Genomic DNA, 11,894 nt, shown 5'->3' on the forward strand with positions numbered 1-11,894 from the left:
CAGGACATTGAATAAGCTTCCACGAATAAACACCGCACGAAGAAAATGCGCCAGCATTTTCGAGGATCTCGTGCCTTCCGCTCCAATCAACAGGGTGCTAGAAACTACAATTAGCTTTAACATAGCCAAAAATTTTAAAAATACAGCTTGACAAACAGGGGTATCTTCTTGCATAATCACAATTAAAATTTGATTTTACAGATAAAAGCTGCACTCAACTGCAGCAGAAAAAATAGCTATGATTAAGATTAGTAAATAGGAAACGGCGAAAGAGAGTGAAGCTCAGCGGCTGAAAGGCTTCACCGTCCACTTGACTATTGAACCTGCCTTATGAGCTGTTAGGAAAAACCTAAACGCATTCCCGGCGTTATTGGGATCGAGATGCCTTTTAAAAAAGTGCAAATGGCTGTGTAATAAAAGCAGTTAAATGCTGCTGCAGAAAAGGCAATGAAGGTGGTACCACGGAAGCAAAGTCTTTTCGTCCTTTACTGGATGAAAAGACTTTTTTTATTTTTGGCTCTGTCTAAACTTGCCTTTTGATATCCGCTCAGTCACTCATCGAGCAAACACCGCACGATGCAATTTCGAGGATCTCGTGCCTTCCGCTCCATTCAACAGGGTGTAAATATCAACAATAAGCTTTAAGATAGCATAGTTTTACGGTAGTCAGGTGCACCCTTACAGCGTTAAATTCAGTTTGGTCAGCTGGCTTGCGGAATATTTATTTTAGAAGGAGGAATAACAATGAAAAAGTTAGTTGTTGTTGGCGCAGGATCCATGGCTGAAGCTTTAATATCCGGAATCGTAGAAAGCCGGCTAATCAAGGGAGACAACATATGGGTAACTAATAAAGGCAATGAGGAAAAACTGCAATTCATGCAGAAAACCTATGGCGTTCAGGCAACTTACAATCTGGAAGAGATTTTCAAAGAGGCTGAGGCGGTTATTTTAGCGATGAAGCCTAAGGATGCGGCTGATGCAATCACCCTCATTAAGCCTTATTTAAATACAGAAATGCTGATCATTTCCGTGCTGGCAGGCGTTTCTATTGAAAGCATTGAGCTTTTGGCGGAAAGAAAGCTTCCAGTGGTCAGAGCCATGCCAAACACATCTGCGGCAGTCGGCAAATCGGCCAGTGCTTTATCAGTCAATGAAAAAGTATCAACAGAACAAATGGAGCTTGTGAAGGAAATGTTTGAAACGGTCGGAATGGCTGCATTTGTTGAGGAAAAACAGCTGGATGCGGTAACAGGCTTGTCAGGGAGCGGCCCAGCGTATATTTACTATCTTGCAGAAGCAATGGAAAAAAGCGCCGAAGAAATTGGGCTCGAAAAGGAGATGGCCAAAGAATTCATCATTCAAACGCTGATTGGGGCAGCCGAGATGCTGGCAAAATCGGCTAAAGAGCCTCAGCAGCTCAGAAAAGAAGTAACAAGCCCTGGCGGCACAACAGAAGCTGGTGTAAGAGTACTTGAAGAAAATGGTGTCCAGAAAGCCTTTATAGAATGCATTAAGGAAGCGACAGCCCAATCCAAACGGCTTGGCCACAGCTTTAGCAGCACTGTAAAAATTTAATTGACAGCACTTCCTAAAATTTACGGCAAAGCTCCCCTTTGCCTTGGAACAAACTAAGAGAAAAGCATGAGGGAGTGCCTGCGATGTTCACATTATTATTAAGCCTTAGCCTGCTTGTCTGGCTGGCTGTTTTCATGGATGCCTCTTTTGGGTTTAATCGGCTCGATCGTCTTGAGGATGCCGAAAGCACAAGTGTTGGGCCCCGCTTATCCGTGATTGTAGCTGCCCGGAACGAAGAAGCACGGCTGGAACAAAGCTTAAAAAGCCAGCTTGAACAAAGCTACAAAAGGATCGAATGGATATTGGTCAATGACCGGTCAGCAGACAAAACCGGAGAGATCATGGATTGGATGCAGGAGTCTGATTCAAGAATCAGAACCATTCATATTGACTCTCTCCCGGATGGGTGGCTTGGGAAAAATCACGCCCTTTATAAAGGATACTGTGAGTCAACGGGAGAATTGATTCTGTTCACTGACGCTGATGTTTTATTTAAAAAAGAAGCCATCAGCAAGGCCATACATTATTTTAATCATCACAAACTTGACCATTTGACAGCAGCTCCCAATTTAAACGGAAAAAGCTTCTGGCTAAAAGCGTTCATCGCCTTTTTTCTTTTTGGTTTTTCCTATTATAAACGCCCATGGCTGGCGAATAACCCCAGTTCTAAAACAGGCATGGGAATCGGTGCGTTCAACCTGATCTCTAAACAGGCATATGAAGTGCTGGGTACGCATGAAGTGATAAAAATGCGCCCGGATGATGATTTAATGCTGGGCATGAAGATAAAGCAAAAAGGCTTTAGGCAAAGAATTGTAACAGCGATGAATCTGATCGAGGTTGAGTGGTATGGAAGCTTAAAAGAAGCCTTTAAGGGGCTGGAAAAGAACACTTTCGCTGGGCTCCATTACCGAATCAGCATGGTTCTGTTTGCCATTGCCGGTACGTTTATTTCACAGGTACTGCCCTTCGCCACCATTTTCTCACCAGATAAGATCATTTCAGGCTTAAGTCTTGCCAATATCCTTCTGCTGGCTATCGTTTACACGATCATTACAAAAAGAATGTCCGCTTTCTCTCCTCTTCTGTTTCTTGTATTCCCAATTACAGCGCTCCTTTTTATTTATTCCATTATACGAGCCAGTATTCTAACACTTGTGCGGGGCGGAATTGTTTGGAGAGGTACTCTATACAAGTTAAGTGAACTCCGGGGCAAGCACTAATGGCGGCTGCAAAGCAAAACGCATTCAAAAGTGCTTGTTCTTTTCCATTTGATAGCACGCCTGCTATACTTAATATTTAGGATAACGAAACAAGGAGGCTCATATATGGAAACAAAGCTTTTTTCCCCTTTTACAATTAAAGACGTAACCTTTAAAAACAGAATCGTTATGGCGCCGATGTGCATGTACTCGAGTCATAACGAAGACGGAATGGTCCAAAACTGGCACCGTACACACTACACGAGCCGGGCTGTTGGCCAGGTGGGCTTGATTATTCTTGAAGCTACCGCTGTTACTCCACAGGGCCGGATTTCTCCGCAGGATTTAGGAATATGGAGCGATGACCATATCGCCGGATTAAAAGAATTGACTGATTTAATGAAGGAACATGGTGCAGCTGCAGGAATCCAGCTTGCACATGCCGGCAGGAAAGCTACAGTTGAAGGTGAAATTCTCGCCCCTTCTGCCATCGCATTTAATGAAAAAATGAAAAAACCAAAAGAAATGACCAAAGAAGAAATCTCTGAAACTATCGATGCATTCAGGCAAGGTGCTGAACGAGCAAAAAAGGCAGGCTTTGATGTCATTGAGATCCATGCAGCACATGGCTATTTAATCAACGAGTTTTTATCACCGCTCAGCAATAAACGTACTGATGAATATGGCGGGTCAGCCGAGAACCGCTACCAGATTCTGCGTGAGGTCCTTGATTCGGTTAAAACCGTATGGGATGGCCCGCTATTTGTAAGGGTTTCAGCCAATGATTATCACGAAGAAGGCTTAACAGCAAAAGATTATGCTGAAATGGGCAAATGGATGAAAGAACAGGGTGTAGACCTTATAGACGTTAGCTCTGGTGCCGTTGTCCCGGCAAGAATACACACCTATCCCGGCTACCAGGTTAAGTATTCTGAAACAATTAAAGAAGGCGCTAATATCGAGACTGGCGCTGTCGGCTTAATTACATCCGGCTTGCAGGCAGAAGAAATACTTCAAAATGCTCGAGCGGACCTAATTTTCATCGCCCGCGAATTGCTGCGCGATCCTTACTGGCCGCGAACTGCTGCCAAAGAACTGGGCGTGTCTATTGAGCCGCCCAAGCAGTACGAACGCGGATGGCTATAAAAGCTCCTGAAAGATAGAAAAAGGGATGGTATGGTACCATCCCTTTTTCTATTGGCTCTGTTAAAGCTTATTGTTGATATTGACACCCTTGATTGGAGCGGAAGGCGCAAGTAGCCGAGGAGCGTCGGACCCGCCCGCGGTTCGCTGAGTGCCTGAAATGGAAATCACCAGTAAAAGTTTAACAGCGCCTTTCTATTAAAATAACTGCAATGAATCAAGAAAAACAATGATAATGACCAAAGGCACCACATAGCGAAGAAGGAAGTGCCACACGGAAAAAATGCCGTTCAGCGGTTTAGACCCTTGGATCAATTCATTTCTCAGCAGATCTTTTTTCATTTTGTATGAGACGAAAATGGAAATGAACAAAGCTCCGACCGGCATAAGGATGTTGCTTACGAGAAAATCCGCACTGTCAAAAATGTTTTTTCCGAATATCAATATATCTGACAGCGTACTGAAGGATAGCGCTGACGGGATTCCAACAATAAAGATAGCCAATCCTGTCAGCCAAGCTGCCCTAGTTCTGCCTCTCCCCTTCTTATTCGTTAAGGCTGCTACAACAATTTCCAGCATGGAAAAAGCGGAAGTAAGGGTTGCAAATAAAAATAATGCCAAAAATAATAGCAAAAAAACTTTTCCAAAAAGAATCTGATCAAAAACAGATGGCAGGACAATAAACAGTAAACCAGGCCCTGCAGCAGGTTCAAACCCCAGTGAGAAGACAGCCGGGAAAATTGCGAGTCCAGCAAGAATGGAAATGAACAGGTTCATGCCGACAACGGAAAATGCAGGCTGCAGCAGGCTTTCTTTTTTGGACAAGTAAGAGCTGTACGTCACCATAACTGAAACCCCGACACTTAGGGAGAAAAAGGATTGTCCCATTGCATATAGAACGGTTTCGGAATTTAAATTTGAAAAATCGGGTTTCAAAAAGAACGATACGCCATCCATTGCATTTTCAAGTGTTAATGAACGGGCAATCAAAATAATAAACAGAATAAATAAGGCCGGCATGAGAATTTTACTAACCTGCTCAATTCCTTTTTGAACCCCTTTAGCGACAACTAAAATAGTAATTAATAAAAAGATTCCTTGTGCAGCTACCACCGATGCAGAGTCTGATACTGAATGGCCAAACAGCGCTTCGTAGTCCCCTGCGGCATCCATAGAACCTGTAACGCCGTACGCTAGGTACTTAAGGATCCAGCCGCCAATTACACTATAAAAAGATAATAGAAGAAAACAAGTGAACACACCAAGATAACCGATCCAGTGCCATTTCGACCCTGGGGCAATGTCCCTGTATGCGGAAATCGCTTCTTTCCCTGTACTCCGCCCAATGACAAATTCACCAAGTAAAAGAGGGAAACCAATCAACAATGAAAATAAAAGAAATAATAACATAAATGCCCCGCCACCGCTTGTTCCTGCCACATACGGAAGCTTCCAGATTGCTCCAAGTCCGATAGCCGAACCAGCTGATGCTAAAATAAACCCAATTTTCGATGACCATTGTTCATTTTGCTGCATGCTTGTACCTCCAATATTTTTACTAAAATCAAATAGAAACCGGCCGGATTTCCAATGTTAATGATAGTTATTTTTCCGAAAAAACAAAAAAGCCACATTCTTCAAAAGGGACGCAAATTTCATTCACGCGGTACCACCCTTTTTGAAAGCATGTGACTTTCCTCTCGAAATATAACGGATTAACCGTCTTTTCCACTGAAGTGCAGAAAAGAAAAGCTCCAAGGTGAAATTCATCCTATCTTTGTGCCAGTTTCCACCATACACCGGCTCTCTATATACAGGGAGATAAGACTTAATAGGCTCTTTTCATAGCTTTTTAAATATAATGTTTTAAGTATAAGTGTGATTATAGTACGCTCACATCGAACCGTCAATGCCAAGTTTGAAAAATTCAATTTTTCCAGTCATTACTCCCCGCTCCAAATCCTTTTCCAAACAGTGCCTTCATGGGTTCCTTTGATCTCAAAAACATCCGGATTGCTCATTTTCATTAGATGGTCAAACCCCACTTTTTCATCGAAATAGCGCAGCAACAGAGTTGATAAATTCCCATGGGTGACCAGTACTATATGGTCTTCTTCGGAAGCAATCAGATCTTTCAGAATGGAAGCAGCCCGCTCCATACCGGATGACTGGGATTCTCCCCCTTCAAAAACAAGCTCAAAGTCTGAAAAGCTTTCCTTTAGCTTATCCTGCCAATCCTCATAATTAACAGAACTAAGGACTCTTTCCCCCAAACGCTTATCCTCAATAATGTCCAAATTTCTTAATTCCGCCAACGGCTTAATTGTTTCAAGCGCACGCACAAAAGAACTCGAATAAATTCGGTTTATTTCTTTATCTTTAAAAAAGGCAATAAGCATCTGTGCCTGCTCCCTGCCTCTATCTGTCAGTTTAGCGGAAAAAGGCTGTCCTTCAGCCTTTGCATGGCGGACGATATAGATAGTTTTCATTTAATCATCATCTCCCCTAACCAGCGGTATATGGATCTCTTTAAAGTCCTCAGCTATATCAGTGTTTGGAAAAATGATTTGTGATTCCTTAACGAGCATTTCCCAGTCTGAACGTTCATATCTAGAACTAATATGATTCAGGCAAAGCCTTTGGGCATTCGCTTTTTTAGCAACCTGGGCCGCCTGAATGGTAGTCGAGTGGAAATAATCATAAGCAAGCTTTTCTTCCCCTTGTGAAAAAGTGGCTTCATGTATAAGCAAGTCAGCGTCCGCAGCCAATTCAATTGCCGCATCACAAATCCTTGTATCGCCAAGAACCGTGATAATCCTCCCTTTTTGGGCGGGTCCAAGAAAATCCCGGGCATATAAGATTCGCCCATCCTCAAGCTCAATATTTTCGCCCGTTTTAATCCTTTTATAAAGCGGGCCTGGTTTTACACCTGCCTCAGTAAGCTTATCTGCCAGCAAAGTACCTGGCCGATCCTTTTCAGTAATACGGTATCCATATGAAGGGATCCCGTGCTGCAGCAAGCGTGCCTCGACTTTGAAATGAGGGTCTTCAAATATTACCCCATCTGCAATTTCTACAACTTTCAATGGATATTTAAGGTATGTACCGCTGACAGAGAGCGAGACTTCCACATACTCCTTAAGCCCTTTTGGTCCGTATAGGGTTACCTCTGTATCCCCGCCCTGGAAAGAACGGCTGGATAATAAACCGGGTAAACCGTATATGTGGTCTCCGTGAAGGTGGGTAATAAAAATCTTTTCTATTCTTCGCGGTTTGATGCTTGTATGTAAAATTTGATGCTGGGTAGCTTCCCCGCAGTCAAACAGCCAGATGCTGCCTCTTTCTTCAAGAAGTTTTAAAGCCATGGACGAGACGTTGCGGAGCTTAGCAGGAATTCCAGCTCCAGTCCCCAAGAAAAACACATCCATTATAAAAGAGCCCCTTTCCAGCAGAATAGCGAAGAGCCCCACCTATCGGTAAAGGATTGAGCAGGCGGCACTCAGAGCTAGACAACTGCCAAAATCGAAAAAATTATTATTAAAAAACTCGCAGCTGGTGCGTATATTGTACACTGGTTCAGTCTGAATACTAACACTATACCATAGAGGCGATGCAATTCTCTTTCAAATCAATTCGTTTTTGTGGTATTTCATTGGATAGTTACACTCCTTTAGACGGAAACTATCTGTAGAATGCATACATAATGTTTGCGAAAACAGTCTGAAAGAGATAAAATTTAATATTTGTACAGGTGTTTTTTAGCAGTGCAACATACAAGCATATCTAAAACTGCGGGTGGACACTTGGAAGTCCAGCCTTACATACAGAATTTTTGTCGAAGAGAGGTTCTAGAATCGTGAAACTAAACGAAAAACCGACCGCATTAATTATGATATTTGGAGCAACCGGAGATTTGGCGAAAAGAAAATTGTTTCCGTCACTTTACCGTTTGTACAAGAAAGGCAAACTATCTGAACGCTTTGCGGTAATTGGGATTGCCAGAAGACCGCTTTCAAATGATGAATTTCAGGCGAATGTAAAAAACTCTGTGGAATCAGCTATTAAAGACAGCGGAGAGCTTGAGGATTTTGTTTCCCATTTTTACTATCATTCACATGATGTGACAGATGCAAGCTCATACTTGGCTTTAAAGAGTATGGCCGAAGAACTGGATACACACTATTCTCTTGAAGGAAATCGAATTTTTTACCTGGCAATGGCACCTGAATTCTTCGGGACCATCGCAGAACACTTAAAAGCGGACGGTCTGACAGACGTTGACGGCTTTAAACGCCTTGTGATTGAAAAACCATTTGGCCATGATTTGGAATCAGCGAAACAGCTTAACAAACAAATCAGAAAAGCCTTCTCTGAAAATGAAATCTACCGGATTGACCATTATTTAGGAAAAGAAATGGTGCAGAACATTGAAGTCATCCGTTTTGCCAATGCCATTTTTGAACCTCTGTGGAATAACCGCTATATTTCAAATATACAGGTCACTTCCAGCGAGGTGCTCGGTGTAGAAGAACGCGGACGATATTATGAAAAAAGCGGCGCCCTTCGCGATATGGTCCAAAACCATATGCTGCAAATGGTCGCACTGCTGGCAATGGAACCGCCAATCCGCCTCACGACCGATGAAATCAGATCTGAAAAAGTTAAAGTTTTAAGAGCGATGCGCCCATTGGAAGGCGAACGGGTAAAGGAATATTTTGTTCGCGGACAATACGGGAAAGGATCAATGAGCGGGAAACAAGTCCCAGCTTATCGCGAAGAGCAGATGGTGGATGAGCAATCCAATACCGAGACCTATGTGGCGGGCAAGTTGATGATTGATAATTTCCGCTGGGCAGGTGTACCAATTTACATCCGTACAGGAAAAAGAATGGCCGCTAAATCAACGAAAATTGTCATCCAGTTTAAAGACATTCCAATGAACTTATACTATCAGACTGAGCAAACGCTGAATCCGAATCTGCTTGTCATCCATATTCAGCCTGAGGAAGGGATTACCCTCTATTTAAATGCACAAAAATCCGGCCAAAACATGGAAGCTACACCGGTTAAATTAAACTTTGCCAACAAGGGCATCGATGGAATGAACACGCCGGAAGCTTACGAACGTCTTTTATATGACTGCATGCGCGGCGATGCCACAAACTTTACACATTGGGATGAAGTCGCCCTTTCTTGGAGCTTCGTTGACAAAATTTCGGACGTTTGGGAAAACACCAAAGAAGAAGGTTTCCCGAACTATGAATCCGGCACAATGGGACCAAAAGAAGCAGACCAGCTGCTTGAAAAGGATGGTTTCTTCTGGTGGCCTGTTACCGACCTTGATGTGGAAGAGTGTTAAATGAAGGAACCCCTGTGTTAACTGCAGGGGTTTTTATTTTTGGCTGTTTACGCAAACTTTGTTGCCTTTTTAACAAAAAAGTGAGCAGAGGTTGATTCCGCTCCAGGATGCTTAAGCTTCCACGAGGCGGGCGGTGAGCATCTTCAGCGAGCAGCGCCTGTGGGGTCTCACCCTGTTCCACTCCTCCGGCTTTTAGAAAAGAGCATTACCATTTTCCCTTTTTCATCTGATATGGGCGTCATCAACCTTATAGCGACCATCTTCTACCCTTTTTATCCGATATGGACGATATGAACCCTTTATAGCGACCATCTTCCAGACTTTTCCTCCGATATGGGCGTCATCAACCTTTTATAGCGACCATCTTCCACCCTTTTCACCTGATATGGTCGTCATGAACCCTTTATAGCGACCATCTTCCACCATTTTCATCCGATATGGGCGTCATGAGTCCTTTATAGCGACCATCTTCCACCCTTTTCACCTGATATGGTCGTCATGAACCCTTTATAGCGACCATCTTCCACCCTTTTCATCCGATATGGGCGTCATGAGTCCTTTATAGCGACCATCTTCCACCCTTTTCATCCGATATGGGCGTCATCAACCTTTTATAGCGACCATCTTCTACCCTTTTCATCCGATATGGGTGTCATGAGTCCTTTATAACGACCATCTTCCACCCTTTTCACCTGATATGGGCGTCATGAACCCTTTATAGCGACCATCTTCCACCCTTTTCATCCGATATGGGCGTCATGAGTCCTTTATAGCGACCATCTTCCACCCTTTTCACCTGATATGGTCGTCATGAACCCTTTATAGCGACCATCTTCTCGCCTTTTCCTCTGATATCGGCGTCATGAACCCTTTATAGCGACCATCTTCTCGCCTTTTCCTCCGATATGGGCGTCATGAACCCTTTATAGCGACCATCTTCCCGGCTTTTCATCAAAAATGGGCGTCATAAATCTTTTATGGCGACCATCTTCCCGGCTTTTCATCAAAAATGGGCGTCATGAACCCCTTTTGGCGGCTATCTCCCATGCTCCATCTCTGATTTCCTCTAACACCAGGAGCTTCTCTTACGAAAAGAAAAACAGCGTCCTGGGGACGCTGCTCTACTTTAACCTCTAATTATTCCATCCAATTTGTATGGAAGACTCCTTCTTTGTCAACACGCTGATATGTGTGTGCACCGAAGTAATCACGCTGAGCCTGAAGAAGGTTGGCAGGCAATGTTTCTGTGCGGTAGCTATCATAGTAGGACAGCGCCGCAGAGAAGCACGGAACAGGGATGCCGTTCTTTACAGCAACACTGATGATTTCGCGGGTTGCATCCTGGTAGCTCTCAACAATTTCCTTGAAATACGGATCAAGAAGCAAATTCTTAAGGCCAGGTTCGCGGTCATATGCTTCCTTGATTTTTTGAAGGAATTGAGCGCGGATAATGCAGCCTCCGCGGAAAATCATGGCAATATCGCCGTATTTTAAGTCCCAGTCATATTCTTCGGATGCCGCTCTCATTTGTGCGAATCCTTGTGCATATGAGCAGATTTTACTCATGTAAAGGGCTTTACGCACGCTTTCAATAAAGGATTTTTTATCGCCTGTGAATTCAGCTGAAGCAGGGCCGCGAAGAACCTTGCTAGCATTGACGCGCTCATCCTTCATTGCAGAAATAAAGCGTGCAAAAACAGATTCTGTAATGATTGGGAGCGGAACGCCAAGGTCGAGCGCGCTTTGGCTCGTCCACTTTCCAGTGCCTTTTTGGCCAGCTGTATCAAGAATGACATCCACAAGCGGCTTGCCTGTTTCTTCATCTTTTTTCGTAAAAATATCAGCTGTGATTTCGATTAGGTAGCTGTCAAGTTCTCCTTTATTCCAATCGGCAAATACTTCATGAAGCTCATCTGCACTCAATCCAAGCACATGCTTTAATAGGAAATAGGATTCAGAAATAAGCTGCATATCACCGTATTCAATACCGTTATGGACCATTTTCACATAATGTCCGGCACCATCAGGACCAATATAAGTTGTACATGCTTCGCCATCCACTTTTGCTGCAATATCTTTAAAGATTGGAGCAACTAGCTCGTATGCTTCTTTTTGTCCACCGGGCATGATAGAAGGGCCCTTTAAGGCACCTTCTTCTCCACCGGATACACCAGTTCCGATAAAATGGATGCCAAGCTCGCTTAACTCCTTATTGCGGCGCTGTGTATCCACAAAGAACGTATTTCCGCCATCAATAAGGATATCACCTTTATCCAAAAGCGGTTTTAACTGCTCAATGGTTGCATCTGTTGGACCTCCTGCTTTGACCATAAGCATGATTTTGCGAGGCTTTTCAAGAGAGTCAACAAACTCCTCAATTGTATATGTACCTTTAAAATTTCTGCCTTCTACTTCATTAAGCATTTCATCCGTTTTTTCTCGTGAACGGTTATATACAGATACAGTGTATCCTCTGCTTTCAATATTCATGGCAAGGTTTTTGCCCATGACTGCTAAACCGATAACACCAAACTGCGATTTCGTCATATTCGATAACTTCCCTTCTAATACTGCGTAATTTGTTTGTCCAAAAAGGACAACAAAACGACCGTTAT

Annotated in this window: 8 protein-coding genes and 1 other annotated feature; of the genes, 4 read left to right on the top strand and 4 right to left on the bottom strand. The window is 43.4% G+C overall.

Features of this window, described 5'->3' with window-relative positions; translation table 11 throughout:
- Window positions 1–744 precede the first annotated feature (744 nt).
- The 3 genes from proC to namA all read left to right on the top strand — a co-directional run bounded on the left by proC (window position 745) and on the right by namA (window position 3,923).
- Window positions 745–1,575 carry a pyrroline-5-carboxylate reductase gene (gene proC / locus J7I93_RS02245; RefSeq protein WP_214722842.1) on the top strand — a complete coding sequence of 277 codons (831 nt, stop codon included), beginning with the start codon at window positions 745–747 and terminating at the stop codon, window positions 1,573–1,575.
- Between the two features lie 83 nt (window positions 1,576–1,658).
- On the top strand, window positions 1,659–2,798 hold the full coding sequence (locus J7I93_RS02250) for a glycosyltransferase family 2 protein (RefSeq protein ID WP_214722844.1): 1,140 nt from the start codon (window positions 1,659–1,661) through the stop codon (window positions 2,796–2,798).
- A 105-nt stretch (window positions 2,799–2,903) separates the two neighbouring features.
- Window positions 2,904–3,923 carry an NADPH dehydrogenase NamA gene (gene namA / locus J7I93_RS02255; protein WP_214722847.1) on the top strand — a complete coding sequence of 340 codons (1,020 nt, stop codon included), beginning with the start codon at window positions 2,904–2,906 and terminating at the stop codon, window positions 3,921–3,923.
- Between the two features lie 195 nt (window positions 3,924–4,118).
- Here namA and J7I93_RS02260 read toward each other — a convergent pair whose 3' ends face one another.
- The 3 genes from J7I93_RS02260 to rnz form a co-directional block, all read right to left on the bottom strand.
- The gene (locus J7I93_RS02260; protein WP_214722849.1) at window positions 4,119–5,456 is read right to left on the bottom strand and encodes a sodium-dependent transporter; all 1,338 of its coding nucleotides are present in this window, start codon (window positions 5,454–5,456) and stop codon (window positions 4,119–4,121) included.
- A gap of 103 nt (window positions 5,457–5,559) precedes the next feature.
- Window positions 5,560–5,775: a binding site (T-box leader), on the bottom strand.
- Between the two features lie 88 nt (window positions 5,776–5,863).
- Window positions 5,864–6,409: a histidine phosphatase family protein gene (locus tag J7I93_RS02265; RefSeq protein WP_214722851.1), complete on the bottom strand. Its 546-nt coding sequence runs from the start codon at window positions 6,407–6,409 to the stop codon at window positions 5,864–5,866.
- Entirely contained in the window at window positions 6,410–7,348 is a 939-nt protein-coding gene (rnz, locus tag J7I93_RS02270) for a ribonuclease Z (RefSeq protein WP_214722854.1), read from the bottom strand.
- A 461-nt stretch (window positions 7,349–7,809) separates the two neighbouring features.
- Here rnz and zwf point away from each other — a divergent pair, with 461 nt between their 5' ends.
- Entirely contained in the window at window positions 7,810–9,279 is a 1,470-nt protein-coding gene (zwf, locus tag J7I93_RS02275; protein ID WP_251025698.1) for a glucose-6-phosphate dehydrogenase, read from the top strand.
- A 1,137-nt stretch (window positions 9,280–10,416) separates the two neighbouring features.
- Here zwf and gndA read toward each other — a convergent pair.
- Entirely contained in the window at window positions 10,417–11,826 is a 1,410-nt protein-coding gene (gene gndA / locus J7I93_RS02280) for an NADP-dependent phosphogluconate dehydrogenase (RefSeq protein WP_214722858.1), read from the bottom strand.
- Window positions 11,827–11,894 lie beyond the last annotated feature (68 nt).

Source organism: Bacillus sp. ISL-47, assembly GCF_018613175.1.
In the GTDB taxonomy this organism is placed as follows: Bacteria; Bacillota; Bacilli; order Bacillales; family Cytobacillaceae; genus Cytobacillus.

Coding starts and splice junctions, on each gene's coding strand:
- namA (WP_214722847.1), top strand. CDS start 2,904: ATGGAAACAAAGCTTTTTTCCCCTTTTACAATTAAAGACGTAACCTTT.
- J7I93_RS02260 (WP_214722849.1), bottom strand. CDS start 5,456: ATGCAGCAAAATGAACAATGGTCATCGAAAATTGGGTTTATTTTAGCA.
- zwf (WP_251025698.1), top strand. CDS start 7,810: ATGATATTTGGAGCAACCGGAGATTTGGCGAAAAGAAAATTGTTTCCG.
- rnz (WP_214722854.1), bottom strand. CDS start 7,348: ATGGATGTGTTTTTCTTGGGGACTGGAGCTGGAATTCCTGCTAAGCTC.
- J7I93_RS02250 (WP_214722844.1), top strand. CDS start 1,659: ATGTTCACATTATTATTAAGCCTTAGCCTGCTTGTCTGGCTGGCTGTT.
- gndA (WP_214722858.1), bottom strand. CDS start 11,826: ATGACGAAATCGCAGTTTGGTGTTATCGGTTTAGCAGTCATGGGCAAA.
- proC (WP_214722842.1), top strand. CDS start 745: ATGAAAAAGTTAGTTGTTGTTGGCGCAGGATCCATGGCTGAAGCTTTA.
- J7I93_RS02265 (WP_214722851.1), bottom strand. CDS start 6,409: ATGAAAACTATCTATATCGTCCGCCATGCAAAGGCTGAAGGACAGCCT.